The following is a 17,766-nucleotide window of genomic DNA, read 5'->3' as shown; positions in this document are numbered from 1 at the left end:
TACACTCGGTAATAGCACGGATAATCTGGGACGACTTAGCCAGTGACGATAGGAAAATACCCCAGCTGGAACACTGTTCTAGCTGGGGCTTAATGGAGCCGCCTGCGAGAATCGAACTCGCGACCTTCTCATTACGAGTGAGACGCTCTACCGACTGAGCTAAGGCGGCACGCACATTGCGCTGAGCTTTCAAGCAAGCAGAAATAACTCTGCACAAAATGTACAAGCGGTAATACTACTGCACTGCCCCATCGTGACCAAAATGGGGTCTTCAGTCCGCTGAATTGGGCATAGCTGCTGGCTTACCTGCGGCCAACCTGCCCTGCAATCTGCAGTTTGGCCATCAATTCATCCATCAAGACCGTCAACTTCACTGCGGTCACGAGCATGCCGCGTACCTCGGTTACGGCATCAATGGAGGCCAATATCGCCTCCGGCGGAAGGCGTCGGGCTAGCTCCGTGGCTGTCCGACGACGGTCTGGATTTATGAGGTAGACGGAGCCATCCCCAAACTCGGAACCAGTGCCGGAATCTGAAACAGAAGCACCAGAAGCCGACCCAGCACGTTCCGCCCCAAACGCCAGCACCAGGGCGTCACGGTACAGCCCCATAATGTCAGTCAACGACAGGTCAATCAGATCTGACTCCGCGCGCCTGCGCCGCCGCTTCTGATTATCCTCCAGCTCCTTGATCACGCCCTTAGAGCCGCGCAGCGCCGCCTGCGCACCCTTGCCAGACGCACCTACACCCAACGAGCGCTCGAGATTCTCCAGCTCCTCAGCCTCTAGCGGCTCCATCCGCCGCTTCACCTCGCCAGCCACTTCGTTGGCTAACTCTCGCGCCGCCAAATACGACTTCGCCGGGTCGAACACGGCCTCTACGAAATCCAGGGCCTTGCCCCGCCAGGCACGCGAGCCCTCATCGGAGACAAAGCCACGCGCACGCCCAATGTGACCGTTGGACACCGTCGCGGCCCAGACCGCTTGCTCGTCGGTAAGCTCTGGCCGCTCTGCGCGCAGGAGGTTTGTAACGTCGTCGATATGCGGCGTCGGCACATAGACGTGGCGGCAGCGCGAACGGAGCGTAACGGAGAAATCCTCCGCGTTCGTCGTTGGTGCGCACATGATGATGACGGTGCGCAGCGGCGGTTCTTCCACCACCTTGAGCAGCGCATTTGAGGCGGATTCGTTGAGACGGTCGGCATCTTCGATGATCAGCACGCGACAATCCGCCGTTGTGGGCATCTTGTAGGCCCAGGGCCGCAGCTCGTCCCTCACCGTCGCCACGGAAATGATGGTGCCCTCCGGGCGCACAATCTTGATATCGCCATGCGTTCCCGCCAGCGCCGTCCGGCAGCCCTCGCACTCGCCACATCCGGGGTTGTCATGCCGCGTGCACAGCAGCGCCGCCGCAAACGCCGTCGCCGTCACCGACCGCCCCGACCCCGCAGGTCCCGTGAACAGCCAGGCGTGCGTCATGTCCGAGTCGCGTGGCACATCGCTTAACGACGACCCCGCGTCCCCACCTTCCGGCGAAACCTCCACCCCATCGCCTGCCAGCGGTTGACCGTTGGCAAAGCGATAATGCGCAGCGCGCACAGCAGCCTGCAGCCGCTGGCGAACCCCACCGGTTTCGGGCATACGAGAAAACACGCTGCGCTCTGTCATCGGCTCTGTCATGGCCACAACTCTAGCGCGCCCCACGAGACTCTTGTGAGGTAACTACTCCCTGCAATCCGGGGTTGCCACTAAGGTAGTAATCATGCAACGGCTCTGGCGAAATCTGAAATGGCTAAGCGGGACAATGTGGCCTGCTTATGCCTCATTTATCTTCGTCTGCAACCTTGTCGGAGCCATGATTGTCGGCTTGTTCCTCGGCATGCTGTTGCCACTGAACCAAGAAACTCACCTGCCGCGGTTGGCTAATGGGGTCATCTATGCCCTGGCTGGTTACCTGGTTCTGGCAATTATTGCGGGAATCGGCACTACTTGGATCCTGTTCAAGCCGTTGTTGAAATGGCAGCGTCATCCGGATATGCACGATCCGCGGCGGGTACGATATCTGGTCATGCGCGTGCCTGTCTATCAGGCACTCTTGGGTACCGTCATCTGGTCTCTGGGCGTGATTGTCTTCAGTGGAGTCGCGTTCGCCTATGACAGCAAGATTGGCCTGATGGTGCTGCTCACCTCGGTGCTCGGTGGCGCCATGGTGGCACTGTTGACCTATCTAATTGCGGAGCGCATGGTGCGTCCGGTTGCTGTGGAGGCGCTGGCGCGTAGGGCTCCGGATTCCTCGCTGGAGCCACCGATTGGTCACCGCCTGCGCCAGACATGGGTGTTGACCAGTGGTGTTCCAGTGGTGGCAATCCTGCTTGTGCTGATTGGTCAGCGCCGTGGCCTATTCACAGATGATGCGGCAGATTTGCTGCCCACCATCACCGCGCTGGCAATTCTGGCTCTGATTACCGGCTATTTCGGCACGATGCTGGCCAGCATGTCCATCGTTGACCCGATTCGGGATCTCACGGGCGCAATTAACAAGGTCCGCCAGGGCCAGGTGGATACGCGCGTGCCTATTTACGACGGCTCCGAGATGGGCGTTCTCCAGGCGGGTTTCAATGAAATGATGCGTGGCCTGCAGGAGCGTCAGCGGGTCCGTGACCTCTTCGGCCGCTATGTCGGGTCTGAGGTCGCCCGTAAGGCTCTGGAAGAAAAGCCGACTTTGGGCGGCGAGAATCGCCTCGTCGCGGTGCTGTTTGTGGACGTGATTGGTTCGACCAACTTCGCGGAGAAGAACTCACCAGAAGTCGTTGTCCGTGAGCTCAATGCCTTCTTCGACCACGTTGTTGACTGTGTGCACCGCAATAAGGGCATTATCAACAAGTTCCAGGGTGACGCGGCTCTGGCTGTCTTCGGCGCTCCCCTGCCCCTCGATGACACTGCTGGGCACGCCCTCACAGCCGCCCGTGAACTGCGCGAGGAACTGCTCGACCTCCAGCTCACCGCAGGTATTGGCGTCTCCGCCGGGCACGTTGTCGCCGGCCACATCGGTGCCCGCGACCGCTTTGAGTACACGGTCATTGGTGACGCGGTTAACCAGGCTGCCCGTCTGACCGAGCTGGCCAAGGACACCCCGGGCCGCGTGCTCGCCACGGCTTCTACTATTCGCCTGGCTAACGAGGACGAGCAGGCTCGCTGGACCACCCTGAAGTCTGTGGAGCTGCGTGGCCGTACGCACATGACGCAGCTTGCACGCCCGGTGCGCCCGACGCTTGCCGACGAAGCCTAGGGCTCGTTGGGCGCCCAGTACCCCTAGACTTCTCAGACGGCGAGCACACTTACTCCACCGAGAATAAATCTCCTGGCTGGCAGTCCAACGCTTCGCACAACATAGTGAGCGTCGTGAATCGCACGGCCTTCGCCCTGTTGTTTTTCAGCACTGAGAGGTTGACCGGAGTGACCCCGACCTGTTCGGAAAGGGCTGCCAACGTCATTCCGCGGCTTTCAAGCAGCTCATCTAAGTGGCACACAACCTTCGCCATTTAAATGAGTCCTTCCTGATCTTCCTGCATTCGCGCAGCTCGGAACAACATAACTCCGAGAGTGGAGATGACTATCATAGGCACAAACCATATTCCCAGGTGCTCATTGAAATCGGCATGATCACGCTGGTACCACGTGCTCAGATTCAGGCTACTTGCGACCCAGTTTTCGCCCATATGCTGCAGGAAACTACTTGCCGGATACATCGCTACCAGCCAGGAGATAGCCATAACTCGTCGCGCAGTCTTAACTGTAAAAAACTCGCCTTTCAGGTACGAGAGTGAGAACAACACGCAGAGCACGGCAATCGCGGCGACGATAGCGCATCGAACAACAGTCGCAGCAATAAACAAGGAGAGGACTCCACCACTCATAACCTCGATAGGAACCCCTTTGTCACTTCCCAGCACTTCGGGCAAAAGCAGGGTCAGATCACTGGGGAACTGCTGATGAAGAACCGGATGGCGGAGCTGGAGCAAAATGTAAGCCAGTGCAAACACTCCGGCAAAAAGGCTCACGATTACATCCCGGCGCTCCTTAGTTTGATTGACATACGGGTCCTTTGGCTTCTTGGTCTGTGGAGATGCCATAGCTAACTTCCTTACTGCACCGTAATTGGCGCGGTTAGTGAGATTATTCTGCGGGACGCTTGGAGCTGCAGCCAAACCCCCCCGACACATCGTTATTCGATGTATCGATTTTCGATACTATATCGCTTTTCGATATGCCGCAAGGCTCCTGCAACAATCGCCGTCCACCGCCAACCTGCGCACCCTCCCGCCAATCCTTTACGTTGGAGGAATGACTGACAACCGACCCAGTTCTAGCCCCAACCCCAGACCTCGCATGCTCGTCCCCGACGCTGCGCGCGGGTTCGCTCTCCTCGGCATCGCGATCGCGAACATTGCCACCGCCTGGCTGGTTGCAGATCCCGAACTGCCCGCAGCATTCTTCGGCGGCGTCATAAGCGACAGCATCGCCGACAAGGCCACCGTGCTGTTTACCGCCGTGACCGCACACAATCGCGGGTTGCCAATGTTCGCAACGCTGCTCGGCTTCGGTGTCGGACTCATTGTCCGCAGTTTGGCCAGGAGGAACTTTCCACGGTCGCGGGCGCGGGTGGTCGTCGTAAAGCGTTATGCGTTCCTGGGGCTGTTCGGCATCGCGCACATGCTGTTTCTGTTCTTTGGCGACATCATGTTTCTCTATGGCATCTGCGGCATCATCCTCGGGCTACTTATGGGCCTCAGCAACAAGGTGCTGACGATTCTCGCGTGGATTGCGCTGACGATCAACGCTGCACTGAGCCTGCTGTTTTTGGGATTCGTAATTGCGATGCCCGACGCCGAGTTCGTCGGCTCCGACATGAGCCAGTTCGTCAACGGCGGTGCGATTGAAACAAGTTACCTGGATATGCTCGCCGCGAATCTGCAGGTCCTGACAATGAGCATCACTACCCTGCCGCTGCAGCTGTTCCTCTACCTGCCGGTGATGATGATTGGCTTCGTGTGGGCTCGCAAGGGCGTGCTTGACGACGTTGACGCGCACCGCCCCCTGCTTATTCGGTGGCTCGTGGTGGCTGTGGTCGTGGCTTTCGGTATCGGCATCCCTATGGGGTTGGCAGCGATTGGTGTTCTTCCAGCCGGACAGCACATGGCCTTCGTGGTTATCAATAGCTTTGCTGGAGTCTTCACCGGCCCGGGAATTCTGGCCGGTTTGGCGCTGGCGCTGCAGCCGCTCCAGCGACGTCTGAACGCGGGCGCGGCTGTGCCTGGCTGGTTGGTGCCGATTGTGGCACTCGGTAAGCGTTCGATGACGGGCTACCTGATGCAGTCGGTCATCTTCTTTGTGCTGGTATACCCGTTTATGCTGGACATCCCGCGCGACATGGGCGCGTTCGTGCAAACTCTCATTGCTGTGGGCGTCTGGTTGGTGACATTGTTCGCCGCGTGGGCGATGGAGCGTCGCGGCATGCAGGGGCCGTTCGAGAAAGTGCATCGCCGGCTGTCGTACGGGCCGACAATGCGGGCGGAGTTGGCCGGGGTCGGCGGCCCCAAGCCTGCTCCGCAGGATGCGCCGGGTGCGCCGAGCGCGGCGGGCACGGCGGCCCCTTAAGCCCTACTTGCCCCGGCGGGTCGCCTTCACCACTCGCTTGGTGGTGCGCTTGACCGCCTTCCTGGTGGTCTTCTTCGCAGCCTTCTTCGCAGCCTTCTTCGTGGTCTTGCGAGTCGACTTCTTGGCAGCCTTCTTGGTGCCGCCATCAGCAGCTTCCTTCGCGCGACGCTCAGACAGCAGCTCGCAGGCGCGGGCATCAGTCAGCGTCTCAGGGGTATCCCCCTTGCGCAGCGAAGCATTGGTGACGCCATCGGTGACGTACGGACCGAAACGGCCATCCTTCACCGACATCGGGCGACCGGAGACATCGTTGTCACCCAACTGCTTCAGCGGTGGCTTCGCAGCAGCGCGACCGCGTCGCTTCGGCTCAGCGTAGATACGACGCGCCTCGTCCAAAGTCACGGTGAAAATCTGCTCTTCGTTGGCCAGTGAACGCGAGTCCGTGCCCTTCTTCAGGTACGGACCGTAACGGCCATTCTGAGCGGTAATAACCTCGTTATCGACCGGATCGACACCGACCTCGCGCGGCAGGCTCATCAGCTTCAGAGCCTCTTCCAGCGTGACAGTCGACGGCTCCATGGAGGAAAACAGCGAGGCCGTCTTCGGCTTCAGAGTTTCCTCGATGATTTCCGCGGTGCGCTTTTCCTTCTGCTTGGCGGCGGTCTTGGTTTCCCAGTTCTTCTTCCGCTTGCCCTCCGCAGCGCGCTGAGCGTCCTCTTCGGCGCGTTCAGCTGCGATGATCTCCTCAGCCTTGGCTACGACACTCTCGCGTTCTTCATCGGTGACCAGCTCGGTGACGTAGGGGCCGTAGCGGCCATCGCGAGCAACAATCATGCGGCCATTAGCCGGGTTAATGCCCAGTTCACGACCGCCCTGCGGCATCGCCAGCAGCTTCTCGGCAGCGGCCAGATCCAGCTCGTCCGGAGTCATGGCCTCCGGGATGTTGGCGCGCTGCACCTCGTCGGCACCGTTTTCACCGGCACCCGGGCGCGTACGCTCCAGGTACGGCCCATAGCGGCCAACGCGAACGATGATCGGGTTGCCCTCGGCATCGTCGAAAAGGTGGAGCGAATTGACCTTCCGAGCATCAATCGATTCCAAGTTCACGTCGATGATGTTCTTCAGACCACCGTGGGTCGCAATAGCGTCGGCTCCCTTGTGGCGGTGATCCTTGTCATCGCCGAAGTAGAAACCGGTCAGCCAGGTCGTGCGATCCTTATTGCCCGCAGCAATGCCGTCGAGCTCATCCTCTAGCTCGGAGGTGAAGTCGTAGTTGACCAGATCGGAGAACGCTTCCTCCATCAGCCCCACCACGGCAAAGGCCACCCACGAGGGCACCAGAGCGTTGCCGCGGGAGTAGACGTAGCCGCGATCCTGAATGGTCTTGATAATCGACGCGTAGGTCGACGGACGCCCAATTCCCAGGTCCTCCATCTTCTTCACCAAGCTGGCCTCGGTGAAGCGCGCAGGCGGGTTGGTGGAGTGACTGTCGGCACTGAAGTCCGTGGCCGTCAGGCCCTGGCCTTCCGTCAACTGTGGCAGACGCTTCTCGGCGTTGTCGGCGACCTTGCGGCCGTCGGAAAGCGCGGAGACCTCGACGTATGCCTTGAGGAAGCCCGGGAAACGAATCGTGCGTCCAGTGGAGGCGAACTCGACGGCGTGTGTGTCGGTAGCACCTGCGATGGTGACCTTCATGGACGTGCCGCGCGCGTCGGCCATCTGCGAGGCGACGGTGCGCTGCCAGATCAGTTCGTAGAGTTTGAACTCCTCGGCATCCAGCGAGCCAGCCAGCTGCCCCGGTGTTGCGAACGTCTCGCCCGCCGGGCGAATCGCCTCGTGCGCCTCCTGCGAGTTCTTCACCTTGCGCGAGTACTGGCGCGGCGCATCGGCGACGTATTCCGAGCCGTAAAGCTCCAACGCCTGCTTACGCGCGGCGTCGATGCCGGCCTTGGACAGCGTCGTGGAGTCGGTACGCATGTAGGTAATGTGACCGTTTTCGTACAGACGCTGCGCCACACGCATCGTGCGCTCAGAGGTGTAATGCAGCTTGCGGCCGGCCTCCTGCTGCAGCGTGGACGTCATAAACGGCGGGTACGGCCGGCGGGTGTACGGCTTCTCCTCCACCGACGCGACCTTGAGCTCAGAGCCCGCGAGGTCCGCCGCCAGAGTTTCGGCGAGCTGCTTATCGACGACCCGAATGCCCTCAGACTTCTTCAGCTGGCCACGGTCATCGAAGTCCCGGCCCTGCGCTACGCGCTGACCATCAACGCTGGTCAGGGTTGCGACAAATTCCTTCGGCTGGTTGGCATCAGCAGAAGCCGAACCGGTGTCCAAAGTTGCGGCGACGTCCCAGTACTCAGCGGAGATAAACGCCATGCGCTCGCGCTCACGCTCGACGATGACGCGCGTTGCCACCGACTGCACACGGCCTGCCGACAGGCGCGGCATGACCTTCTTCCACAGCACCGGGGAGACCTCGTAGCCGTAGAGGCGGTCGAGGATACGGCGACCTTCCTGGGCATCAACCAGGTTCTGGTCCAGCTCACGAGTGTTGGCCGCGGCCTCCAAGATGGCCTGCTTGGTGATCTCATGGAACACCATGCGGCGCACCGGCACCTTGGGCTTCAGAACCTCCAGCAAGTGCCAGGCAATAGCCTCGCCCTCACGGTCGGGGTCAGTTGCGAGATAGAGTTCGTCGACTTCCTTGAGCTTGGCCTTCAGGTCAGCGACTTTCTTCTTCTTATCAGCGCTGACGACATACAACGGAGCGAATCCGTTGTCGACATTCACACCCAGACGAGCCCAGGGCTCCTTCTTGTAACGAGCCGGAACGTCGGCTGCGCCACGGGGCAAGTCGCGAATGTGGCCCACCGACGCCTCCACGATGTAATCATCGCCGAGATACGGCTGAATCTTGCGAGCTTTCGTCGCCGACTCGACAATTACAAGGCGCTTGAGGCCGTCTGAATTCGCCATAGAAGTTTTTCTATCCTGCAACGTTGAATGTTTTTGACTGTTTAGATTCTGGTTTTCGTTTAAATCTTGGGGTTCTTGGCCGGACTCTGGCCGGGCTTCAACTGTGAGAAGCCCGCAATCGGTTCCAACCGGTTCCGATCAGTGCAAATCAGTTCCCGGCCGCGTTCTCCCCGGAAGATTATCTGGAAAGAATATGAAGAATATAAGGAATACCGTACACACAATCTAGTTTGTCGCGCGGATTCCTCAAGTATCGGGCGGATTTTGGGTGTGACTGAAGGGGCTGCTGTGGGGGATCCCCGGTGGCCGGCAGTTGCCGACCCGACGGCTGCTGTGCGGCTGGCCATGATCATCCCCGTGGCTGTCAGTGGCTGGCCACGACAGGCCGCAGCGGGCGCAGCCGCCGCAGCGGCCGCGTGATCGCGGGCTGCAAATGTGAAACTGTATGAGTTTATGACACTTTCAAGCCATTTTTCGGGCCATTTTTGTCATAAACGTAGTCAGTAACTCGGATTGACCCACTGCCCCCAGAAATGCAAAAATCCCACGCAGAAATTACTTTCCGCGTGGGAGAATCAAGGCTCACCCCATGAACACAACATGGACCTTGAAAAGCCAAAAATTCCGTGCGCCAAACCAGACAATAGCCCAGTTCAACCCGGAAACGGTTGACTTACAGAGGCTTCACGTCCAGAGCCTGCGGACCCTTCTGGCCCTCACCAATCTCAAACTCGACTGCCTGGTTCTCTTCCAGCGTCTTGAAACCAGTGCCCTGGATCTCGGAGTAGTGAACGAACACGTCGTTGCCACCGTCAGCTGGGGCGATAAACCCGAAGCCCTTCTCCGAGTTGAACCACTTCACAGTACCCTGTGCCATTACAAAACTTCCCAACTTCAGGATTCGATAAAACAAGTATTCGCCACGCACATCCGGCCACACACGATGGGGTAAACACGGCCAAAGCACCCTTTCGCCTCGTGCGAGTTTTTGCTGGGTGCCCGTTGGCGGGCGATACACTCAAAAAGTCTGCCACGTTTGGGGCGCGAGCGCCGATTAGGAACAGCTTCTTGCCACCCCCGTAAACCCGTGTTCGAGACCCTGACAAACTGGGGTGTCGAATAGCGAGAATGTGGCTGATAGGCAGCGTCGTCAAGCATATGAAGTGCGCGTTTACAGGAAAGGGTGGTGTCGGTGGAGTCGTTTGGGCGGGAGCTGCTGGGGCCGGTTATTCGTGCGCATCCGCGGGCGACGGTGACGCACATTGCGGATCTTCCTGCACGCGCTGGCGTGACTGCGCCTTGGCCTGAGTGGGTGCCAAATTGGCTGAGAGAAGTGCTGGTAGATCGCGGAATTGAGAACCTGTGGACTCATCAGGCGACAACCGCGAACCTTGCCCGCGAGGGCGTGCACTGCGTCGTCGCGACGGGCACGGCGTCGGGTAAATCGCTCGGCTACCTGCTGCCCGTGCTCACAGAACTGTCCGCCACCCCCGCGGCCACCGCGCTGTACCTCTCTCCGACCAAGGCGCTGGGCGCCGATCAGCTGGACACTGCACGCGCGATGGCGCCGGTGTCGCTGAGTTCACTGATTTCGCTTTACGACGGCGACACCCCACAAGATGCCCGGCGCGCCATTCGCGACCATGCCCGTTGGGTGTTTACGAACCCCGATATGCTGCATGTTTCGGTCCTCGGCAACCATGTTCGGTGGACGCGGATGCTGCGCAACCTGCGCTATATCGTCGTCGACGAATGTCATGCCTATCGAGGCGTGTTCGGCGCCAACGTCTCCCAAATTCTGCGTCGCCTCCTGCGGCTATCCCGCGAGTACGGTGCCTCGCCGACCGTGATTTTTGCCTCTGCGACGACCAACGACCCCGCTGACCAGGCTCGTCGCCTCATCGGCGAGCCTGTCGAGGCCATCACCGAAGACGGCGCCCCGGTCGGCGAGCGGACTATCGCCCTGTGGGAACCCGGCCTGCTCCCCGACCTCCAAGGCGAGAACGGCGCCCCCGTGCGCCGCCCCGCCCCGACCGAGGCCGCGGACATCATGGCCGACCTGCTTGTCGAGGGCGCCCGCACCCTGACCTTCACCCGTTCGCGAAGCAGTGCCGAGAAGGTTGCACTCGGGGTGCGCGAGCGCCTGGAAAAGCGCCGCCGCAGCGATATCGCTGAGCGCATCGAGTCTTACCGCGCCGGCTACCTGGCCGAAGAACGCCGCGACATCGAGCGCATGCTCGATGACGGCAACCTGCTAGGTGTCGCCACCACCAATGCCCTGGAGCTGGGCATTGACGTCGGTGGCCTCGACGCGGTGGTACAGGCCGGTTTCCCGGGCACGGTCGCTTCATTCTGGCAGCAGGCCGGCCGCGCGGGTCGTCGTGGTCAGGGCGCACTGGTGGTGTTGGTGGCTCGCGATGACCCCATGGACACGTACTTGGTCCACAACCCGTCCGCACTGCTGGGCAGGCCGGTGGAAAAGACCGTCTTCGATCCCCGCAACCCGCATGTGGTGTGGTCACACCTCTACTGCGCGGCTGTGGAGAAGCCCGTCACCACCAGCCAGCTTCAAGCGTGGGGAACTTTGCCCGTAGCCGAAGACATGGTGTCCGCAGGCTGGTTGCGCAAGCGCACCTGGGAAGGACAAGAGCCCGTCTACTACCCAACCGACCGCGATGAAGGGCCGCGTATCGCCACTGCTCACGATGCCGTGAACGTCCGTGGCGGCGATGGCCAGGAAGTAGCTATCGTCGACCAGACCGATGGTCGACTGCTTGGCACCATCGATCTTGGCCGGGCGATGCAGCAGGTCCACGACGGTGCCGTCTACTTGCACCGCGGCGAGTCCTACGTTGTTGACCAACTGGACTTCAATAGCCTCGTCGCCCTAGTCCACCCCGAGCAGCCACGCTATTCCACCAGCTCGCGCATGGACACCACCATCCGCATCCTCGATATTGACGATATGCGCCACTACCAGGGCTTACAGGTCGCCTCCTGCCAGGTCGAGGTCTTTCACCAGGTCACCTCCTATCTTCGTCGCCTGGATACCGGCGAGATTCTCGACAGTGTTGAACTTGACTACCCTCCACAGCGCTTGGTCACGCGCGCCGTGGCCTACACAATGCCCGAGTCCACCCTGCGCTCGTGGGGCGTGGGCTCCGACATCGCGCCGGGGGCTCTTCACGCAGCCGAGCACGCGGCTATCGGCATGCTGCCACTGATTGCCACCTGCGACCGCTGGGACATCGGCGGTGTTTCCACGGTCATGCACGCCGATACCCAGCAGCCCACCGTTTTTGTGTACGACGGGCACCCTGGTGGTGCGGGGTTTGCCGACCGTGGCTACGAGGCCTTCGCGCAGTGGATTCGCGCGACCCGCGATGCCGTCGCCGCCTGCGAGTGCGAATCCGGCTGCCCATCGTGCATCCAGTCGCCCAAGTGCGGCAATGGCAACGATCCGTTGGACAAAGCCGGCGCAATCAAGGTGCTCAGTGGGGTGTCGCGCGCGCTTAACGACGGCCAGTAGCAGCATCCTCCACCGCTACCGGCCCTGCTCTGGACGTGGCTTTTCTCTCCTTTCGTTGGACGCTGACCTGCACGTCCTCCCCATCAATCTCACAGGTCACAAGGCGTGCGTGGTTAGCTTTTGCGATTGACCCCGCAGCTTTGCAGGCGTCGTCGCTCTCTTGCGCTGCCACGGCGCCGGCCACCGCGGCCAGGTCCGCTGCTACCGCTGCCTGCCGAGCCTGCACCACCCTCACCCCGGCCGTAACTCCGACCAAAGTCAGAACGACGAAAGCGGCGATGAACAGTGCGGCTGCGACTGTGGTGGAACCTTCTTCTTCGCGGAGAAGGCGGGCTGTCACGTTTCTCATGACGATGCCGCTCTTTCCCGCAGTGCGACCGCGCGTGCTTCCAGCGAAAATGGCCCCGCTGAGCGCCGAATGGTCACGCGCACGGTACCGGAGGTTTCCGATATCGCGACCTGCCCATCCGCGTCGGCGCGGAGCTCGGCTACTGTCTCCACATCGCCCCGCGCCTCAGCCCGTGCGATGGCTCCGGCTGCGTCGGTAAGCCCTAGGTACATTGCGATGGTGACCAGCCCTGACAGAGCCGTGACCATGACCGTGACCAGCGCCGCGAGACCGAAAGCGGTTTCTACCGTCGTTTGGCCTTCGTCGCCGACGCACAGGCGATGAAGCGTAGAGCGGATGCGGCTAGACATCGGTGTTGAGCGCCCTTTCGATGATGTCGGTAAGCGCCTGGGTGATATCGCCGCCGGTCACGATGGTGTAGAGCAGGGCTCCGAAAGCGGCGGCAGCGATCGTTCCGAGAGCATATTCCACGGTTGACATGCCATTTTCCTCGGTTACCAGTGCGCGCAGACGCTTGTGCAAATACGAGCGCAGCTGGGACTGCGCAGCGGTCAGCGGATTGGTTGAAGAGTTGGTTGGACGGTTGGCTGGATGGTTGGAGTTTTGAGTGGTCATGAGTGTTTCCCCCTATGTGGATGTCGAGTGACAGGTCAGTTGTGAGGTGTGGTGCGTGTTGGATTGCGGCGCGGCAGGCGGCCCGCGCGCCCGAGCGAAGCCACAGCTGAGAGCGCAACCAGCACTACATTCGGCGCGTGCCAGCGCGCGAGGCTTGGCGCAGAAGTGTCCACGCTTCATGACGGCATCAGTCCTGCAAACATTTCGTCGGCAAGCCCAGCGATGGTGGGCACCAACCCCAGCACCACAAACGCGGGTAGAAAGCACAATGCCAGCGGCCCGGCAATGAGGACACCTGCCTTTTCGGCGACGGCTTGCGCCGCATCGTGCGCTTGACTGCGGTACGTGGCAGCGGTGTCTTCCAATGCCTGCGCCAGAACGGTGCCGGATTCGCTTGCGCGGCGCCCAGCTGTCGCCAGGGGTACGAGCGCGGGTGTGGCAGCAAGGCTGTCCCAAGCTGAGTGCGCGCCCACGGACAACCTGGCGGAACACTGTCGAAGTGGCTCGGCCAGCTCAGGGTCTGCACCATCGGCGGCTTCCGCCATGGCCTGTGACAACGGCATGCCAGAGCTCAAACAAGCGCCAATGATGTCGAGGGCTGCTGCGGCATCGAGCAGCACAACCGGGCTGATGCGCTCACCGCCAATGACAGTTCGCGCACGTTCCCGCACCTGTGCGACAATTTGCGACACCCGATTGGCCACCTGCCGGCGTACGCTTCCCCGCGCGCGAGCATCCGACTCGGCTACCAATTCGGGCAGTCGGCTGCGGACGGGATTGAACGTCGGCAAGCAGAGGTAGACGGCGATGAGAAGTGCGGCGGCGATCACTGTCCGGCCTCCGCGCGATCGATGATGGCGACGGCCCATTCGATGCCCGCGCACACCAGCCCGACACCGATGACCAGCACGATTCCTCCGATGCCGCGACTGAGGAACTCGAATGGGGACGCTCCGAACGCTTGCCCCATGACCAAACCGAACACCGGCAGTGATGCCAAAATGGCAATCGTCATGCGTGGTCCCGCCAGCGCGGCAGACGTCTGTGAGCGATGCGCCTGACGAGCCTGCAAATCACCCCGCGCGCAGTCCAGCAACCCAGCCAAGCTCAGACCGTGTTGCTGCGCCACCGTCCACATACGCCCAATCCGGCGCAGTTGCTCCGAAGATTCTTCGCTCTCCCACGGGTCGGCGAAGTTCGCGCGATGCGCCGCGTGCGCGAGATGGTCAGCCAACACAGTCTCATCCCCTGACCTGCGCAATTCCGCCGCTGTCGCGTTGAGCGCTCGTGATGCCGCCGCACCTGCGCGCAGCTGCGCGGTCAAGGTTTCCAGCGCTACCGCAGCGCTGTCCGCTTCCCGACGTTCGCAGCGCCTCTCCCCCACAGCGTGCACTACTGCCCCTGCGGTGCGGCCCAGCAACAGCCCGGCTATGACACCTGGAATCCCGGCGAGCCACAACAACACGAGCGCCGGGCCTGCAACGATGAGGATTGATAGCCCTGTAGTTCGATTCGCACTGCCAGTGGTTGCTGCACTCGACCCCGTGGAACCAGCACCAAGTCCAACCATGCGCTGCAACCACTTCAGCCCGCCGGACACCTCGCGGGCACGGCCTGCCAGTGCTCGCGAGCGCACCGCCGCCGAGCTGTCCGGCCAGATAGCGACTGCTGCAGCCGCGCCCCCAATGAGCATCGCCACGCTAAATCCCTCCCCCATAGCTGTTAACCTCCCCGTCTAATCCCCTGGCTTTTCCTCTGGTCATTCCACCGGTTATTCCCCGCCGACCAGCAACTTCTGCAACGCTTCCCAACCCGGCCCAGGCCCATCCCGAGCAGTCCAGACCTCCACAACCTCCGGTGGGTTACCCCTCAGCAGCCCGATCTGAGCCAGCCGGCGAACATCAGCGCGTTCGACCACCAACACCACCTGCACCGCCGAGACCAACTGCGCATGCAGCCCGGCGCGACCAAGGCCACCGATCAGCCCCAGGGCCTCAAAGCGCGCGACGACATCCCCGATGCGGTTGGCGTGAATTGTTCCCGCCCCACCGCGATGCCCCGTGTTCAACGCTGCCAGCAGATCCACCACTTCGGCGCCTCGAATCTCCCCGACGACAATGCGGTCGGGACGCATGCGCAGCGCCTGCTTCAGCAACTCCTGCTGCCCAATCGCACCGGCACCCTCCAGGTTGGCGGCCCTGGTCACCAGCTTCACCACATGCGGATGCTGAGGTTGCAACTCCGGAGTGTCCTCGATACACACAATGCGCTGGTCAGGATTAACTTCTGAGAGCATCGCCGCCAATAGCGTGGTCTTTCCCGCACCCGTGCCTCCGGCAACAATAAATGACAGCTGTCCCGCCACGATTCCCCGGAGCACCGGCAGAATCTCTGGTGGAAATAGCCCGACATCGCATAGCTCCGCAAGTCCGCGACGAGCCGGACGCAGCACCCGCAGGCTAATCTGAGTGCCGGTCGCCGACGGTGGTGAAAGCACCGCATGAACTCGCACACCACAGCCGCCGACACCGCCAGGAATATGGCCGTCGGCCCAGGGTTGCGCGTCGTCAAGCCTTCGTCCACACCGCGAAGCGAGCCGCACCGCATACGCGCGCACCTCGCCCTCGTCCGCGAAGGAAATCTCGGCGCGCTCCAGTCCGTTGCCGGCGTCGACCCAGACCTCGCCCGGCGCGGTGACCAGCACATCGCTGACACCCGGGCGTCGCAACAGCGCATCCAACACACCCGCGCCCACCGTTTCCTCGCGAATCGTGCGCAGAATCTCCAGCACCTTCACATCGGAGACAACCCCCGAGGTCTCTGCGCGAATGATGTCGGCGACCTCGCTATGCGATGCCACCCCAGGCCGCTCCGCAAGCGCCGTCCGCACCGCCGCCAACAGCCTGACGTCATCCATCGCCACCACCGCCGACAAGGGCAAACATCGCTTCCAATCCCCGCGTCAGCTTGCCGACGGCCCCAGCGAGCCCGCCCACATCTATCTCGTGAGCTACCTTCTTGCAGTACTCAATCTCACCAACAATAGGCAGGTCGAGAGCGTATTCCACCTCTTCGACACTGATATCGCGGTACTGCTGGTACCTCACTGCAAGATTTGGGGTGAACCCCGCTTGTGCACAGATGCTCGCCAAGGGGCCAGCGGCTGCGATGGCTCGAACGGAGGTGGGCAGGACTATGACGGTGTCATCGGCAAGCGCGCCGAGAGTGGTGACGTACTCCACCTGCTTCGGGCAGTCCACGATGACCGTAATTCCGGCATGAATAAGGCAACTAATGGTGCTGGCAATGTGCCGGACATCGTCGGGCCTGTCGATTCTGTCGGTTCTGTCGGCGCTATCGAATTTGTTGTTCGCAGAGGCGTGGTTGTAAGTCGTCTCGGGCGTGCGACTGCGAGTCCACGTCAACACTTTCAGCGCGGGCGATCGCGGGCAGGATGGCAGTGCTTCGTAGAGTGCCGCCCCGTCGAGACGGCCATCAGCAGCCGAGAAATCTTGCCACCTCAATCCCGGTTCCGTTTCCATCCCGAGCACCAGATCAATGCCTCCCGCCAGCGCGTCCGCATCCACCAAGCAGATGGGCCTTTCGCGGGAAAGAACCAATGCACTCGCTGCCGCCGCGATGGAAGCACCGGCACCGCCGACCGCAGGAACCAACATCAGGCACGTTGCCGAGGAATCGGTTGTAATTGCCGGCACGTTCGGTACGGGTTCTGTACCTGGCGCTGTAATCACGTCGGTGCTTGCAGGTGACGCTGGGTTCTGATGGTGGTTCAGGAGGCTCGAGCCGTTTTGGTGATCGGTGGGATTCGGAGCATCCGGGCGTACGTCGCCACGACCGAGCAGTTCGACAATATCGACGTTATCCGCGGGCAAACTGGCGCTGTAAACAGGCGCTAAAACCTTCGCTACCTGCACATCTTCCGCCTCAGTATCACTGCGGACCAGGAAGATCGCTCCCTCACTATGAGGCCGTCCGGTCAATCTTCGGGCTGCCGGTGCATCGACGAACACCGCTGGTGCCCGACGCCACAGGGCCGATGACACTCCCGCTCCTGTCGATACTGACGATGGGGAAGGCTCTGGGGCTGATGATGATAGTGATGCTGGCGGCGAAGCAAATGTTTGTGCGGCCACTGACGCTGCAGCCACAGGTGGCACGGTCTCCTGCACACAGTCACGACCGGTAGCAGCGACTATGAGCGCAACCTCTTCACGCAGCGCTTCATCATCGACGGCGTTGACTACTGGATTTGTTGGAGCCTCGGTTCGCTGAGCCATGGACAGTTTCTTGATCGCCATGGCCATAGCGTGCACTACAGGGCGGATTCAATGATGCCCACAAGGGGCCAAAACCTCGCTGTCTGTGGATAATTTTCAGACTGTGGATAACTGCAGAACGCCACGTCGCCTTTGCCTTATGGCTACTGCGCGACCTGGCTACTGTGCGGCCTGGCCAATGCAAGTTAGTGACTGCGTTTATGTCAGGTGGCGTTGGGTCGATGCGAGTTAGTGACTGTGTTTATGACAAAAATGGCACGAAAAATGACTTGAAAGTGTCATAAACTCATACAGTTTCACATTTGCAGCCCGCAATTTTTACTACATACCCCTCAACATTGG

At 61.2% G+C, this 17,766-nt stretch carries 16 protein-coding genes and 1 tRNA gene; 4 read left to right on the top strand and 13 right to left on the bottom strand.

Annotated elements, in window-relative coordinates:
- Positions 1-93: 93 nt before the first annotated feature.
- Positions 94-169: transfer RNA gene (locus CRD20_RS06340), tRNA-Thr, on the bottom strand.
- A gap of 133 nt (positions 170-302) precedes the next feature.
- Positions 303-1,679: a DNA polymerase III subunit delta' gene (locus CRD20_RS06335; protein ID WP_187405089.1), complete on the bottom strand. Its 1,377-nt coding sequence runs from the start codon at positions 1,677-1,679 to the stop codon at positions 303-305.
- A gap of 82 nt (positions 1,680-1,761) precedes the next feature.
- On the opposite strand from CRD20_RS06335, the gene CRD20_RS06330 reads away from it, so the two are divergent.
- Positions 1,762-3,288, top strand: a complete 1,527-nt coding sequence (locus CRD20_RS06330) for an adenylate/guanylate cyclase domain-containing protein (protein WP_187405088.1) — start codon at positions 1,762-1,764, stop codon at positions 3,286-3,288.
- 49 nt (positions 3,289-3,337) lie between these two features.
- On the opposite strand, the gene CRD20_RS06325 is transcribed toward CRD20_RS06330, so the two are convergent.
- Positions 3,338-3,541 (bottom strand): helix-turn-helix transcriptional regulator, encoded by a 204-nt coding sequence (locus CRD20_RS06325; protein ID WP_005511351.1) that lies wholly within the window; start codon positions 3,539-3,541, stop codon positions 3,338-3,340.
- Positions 3,542-4,132: a hypothetical protein gene (locus CRD20_RS06320; RefSeq protein WP_070603584.1), complete on the bottom strand. Its 591-nt coding sequence runs from the start codon at positions 4,130-4,132 to the stop codon at positions 3,542-3,544. It abuts the gene before it with no gap.
- 211 nt (positions 4,133-4,343) lie between these two features.
- Here CRD20_RS06320 and CRD20_RS06315 point away from each other — a divergent pair, with 211 nt between their 5' ends.
- A complete protein-coding gene (locus CRD20_RS06315) occupies positions 4,344-5,657 on the top strand; it encodes a DUF418 domain-containing protein (protein ID WP_370546024.1) in 1,314 nt (437 codons plus the stop codon).
- Between the two features lie 3 nt (positions 5,658-5,660).
- On the opposite strand, the gene topA is transcribed toward CRD20_RS06315, so the two are convergent.
- Positions 5,661-8,633, bottom strand: a complete 2,973-nt coding sequence (gene topA / locus CRD20_RS06310) for a type I DNA topoisomerase (RefSeq protein WP_187405087.1) — start codon at positions 8,631-8,633, stop codon at positions 5,661-5,663.
- 288 nt (positions 8,634-8,921) lie between these two features.
- Here topA and CRD20_RS11200 point away from each other — a divergent pair, with 288 nt between their 5' ends.
- On the top strand, positions 8,922-9,053 hold the full coding sequence (locus tag CRD20_RS11200; RefSeq protein ID WP_255468755.1) for a hypothetical protein: 132 nt from the start codon (positions 8,922-8,924) through the stop codon (positions 9,051-9,053).
- A gap of 253 nt (positions 9,054-9,306) precedes the next feature.
- On the opposite strand, the gene CRD20_RS06305 is transcribed toward CRD20_RS11200, so the two are convergent.
- Entirely contained in the window at positions 9,307-9,510 is a 204-nt protein-coding gene (locus tag CRD20_RS06305; protein WP_005511370.1) for a cold-shock protein, read from the bottom strand.
- Between the two features lie 315 nt (positions 9,511-9,825).
- Between CRD20_RS06305 and CRD20_RS06300 the strand changes: the two genes are divergently transcribed.
- Positions 9,826-12,162 (top strand): DEAD/DEAH box helicase, encoded by a 2,337-nt coding sequence (locus CRD20_RS06300; RefSeq protein WP_070603672.1) that lies wholly within the window; start codon positions 9,826-9,828, stop codon positions 12,160-12,162.
- On the opposite strand, the gene CRD20_RS06295 is transcribed toward CRD20_RS06300, so the two are convergent.
- The 7 genes from CRD20_RS06295 to CRD20_RS06265 all read right to left on the bottom strand — a co-directional run bounded on the left by CRD20_RS06295 (position 12,146) and on the right by CRD20_RS06265 (position 17,445).
- The gene (locus CRD20_RS06295) at positions 12,146-12,511 is read right to left on the bottom strand and encodes an Rv3654c family TadE-like protein (protein ID WP_070603587.1); all 366 of its coding nucleotides are present in this window, start codon (positions 12,509-12,511) and stop codon (positions 12,146-12,148) included. The two genes, CRD20_RS06300 and CRD20_RS06295, sit on opposite strands and share 17 nt — an antisense overlap.
- Positions 12,508-12,861, bottom strand: coding sequence for a TadE family type IV pilus minor pilin (locus CRD20_RS06290; RefSeq protein WP_070603588.1), 354 nt, complete (start codon positions 12,859-12,861; stop codon positions 12,508-12,510). Before CRD20_RS06290 ends, CRD20_RS06295 begins: the two co-directional genes overlap by 4 nt.
- Positions 12,854-13,126: a DUF4244 domain-containing protein gene (locus CRD20_RS06285; protein WP_070603589.1), complete on the bottom strand. Its 273-nt coding sequence runs from the start codon at positions 13,124-13,126 to the stop codon at positions 12,854-12,856. Before CRD20_RS06285 ends, CRD20_RS06290 begins: the two co-directional genes overlap by 8 nt.
- A 176-nt stretch (positions 13,127-13,302) precedes the next feature.
- Positions 13,303-13,956 (bottom strand): type II secretion system F family protein, encoded by a 654-nt coding sequence (locus CRD20_RS06280; protein ID WP_187405086.1) that lies wholly within the window; start codon positions 13,954-13,956, stop codon positions 13,303-13,305.
- Positions 13,953-14,843: a type II secretion system F family protein gene (locus CRD20_RS06275; RefSeq protein ID WP_070603591.1), complete on the bottom strand. Its 891-nt coding sequence runs from the start codon at positions 14,841-14,843 to the stop codon at positions 13,953-13,955. Before CRD20_RS06275 ends, CRD20_RS06280 begins: the two co-directional genes overlap by 4 nt.
- Before the next feature lie 54 nt (positions 14,844-14,897).
- Entirely contained in the window at positions 14,898-16,043 is a 1,146-nt protein-coding gene (locus CRD20_RS06270) for a TadA family conjugal transfer-associated ATPase (RefSeq protein ID WP_070642808.1), read from the bottom strand.
- Positions 16,036-17,445, bottom strand: a complete 1,410-nt coding sequence (locus CRD20_RS06265; protein WP_246822243.1) for a hypothetical protein — start codon at positions 17,443-17,445, stop codon at positions 16,036-16,038. Before CRD20_RS06265 ends, CRD20_RS06270 begins: the two co-directional genes overlap by 8 nt.
- Between the last annotated feature and the right edge of the window lie 321 nt (positions 17,446-17,766).

The organism is Corynebacterium sp. LK33, from assembly GCF_014334955.1.
GTDB classification, from domain to species: Bacteria; Actinomycetota; Actinomycetes; order Mycobacteriales; family Mycobacteriaceae; genus Corynebacterium; species Corynebacterium jeikeium_D.
Note: the sequence above shows the minus strand (reverse complement) of the source record. Positions and strands in the feature narration are given on the sequence as shown.

Coding starts and splice junctions, on each gene's coding strand:
- CRD20_RS06335 (WP_187405089.1), bottom strand. CDS start 1,679: ATGACAGAGCCGATGACAGAGCGCAGCGTGTTTTCTCGTATGCCCGAA.
- CRD20_RS06330 (WP_187405088.1), top strand. CDS start 1,762: ATGCAACGGCTCTGGCGAAATCTGAAATGGCTAAGCGGGACAATGTGG.
- CRD20_RS06325 (WP_005511351.1), bottom strand. CDS start 3,541: ATGGCGAAGGTTGTGTGCCACTTAGATGAGCTGCTTGAAAGCCGCGGA.
- CRD20_RS06320 (WP_070603584.1), bottom strand. CDS start 4,132: ATGGCATCTCCACAGACCAAGAAGCCAAAGGACCCGTATGTCAATCAA.
- CRD20_RS06315 (WP_370546024.1), top strand. CDS start 4,344: ATGACTGACAACCGACCCAGTTCTAGCCCCAACCCCAGACCTCGCATG.
- topA (WP_187405087.1), bottom strand. CDS start 8,633: ATGGCGAATTCAGACGGCCTCAAGCGCCTTGTAATTGTCGAGTCGGCG.
- CRD20_RS06305 (WP_005511370.1), bottom strand. CDS start 9,510: ATGGCACAGGGTACTGTGAAGTGGTTCAACTCGGAGAAGGGCTTCGGG.
- CRD20_RS06295 (WP_070603587.1), bottom strand. CDS start 12,511: ATGAGAAACGTGACAGCCCGCCTTCTCCGCGAAGAAGAAGGTTCCACC.
- CRD20_RS06290 (WP_070603588.1), bottom strand. CDS start 12,861: ATGTCTAGCCGCATCCGCTCTACGCTTCATCGCCTGTGCGTCGGCGAC.
- CRD20_RS06285 (WP_070603589.1), bottom strand. CDS start 13,126: ATGACCACTCAAAACTCCAACCATCCAGCCAACCGTCCAACCAACTCT.
- CRD20_RS06275 (WP_070603591.1), bottom strand. CDS start 14,843: ATGGGGGAGGGATTTAGCGTGGCGATGCTCATTGGGGGCGCGGCTGCA.
- CRD20_RS06270 (WP_070642808.1), bottom strand. CDS start 16,043: ATGGATGACGTCAGGCTGTTGGCGGCGGTGCGGACGGCGCTTGCGGAG.
- CRD20_RS06265 (WP_246822243.1), bottom strand. CDS start 17,445: ATGGCGATCAAGAAACTGTCCATGGCTCAGCGAACCGAGGCTCCAACA.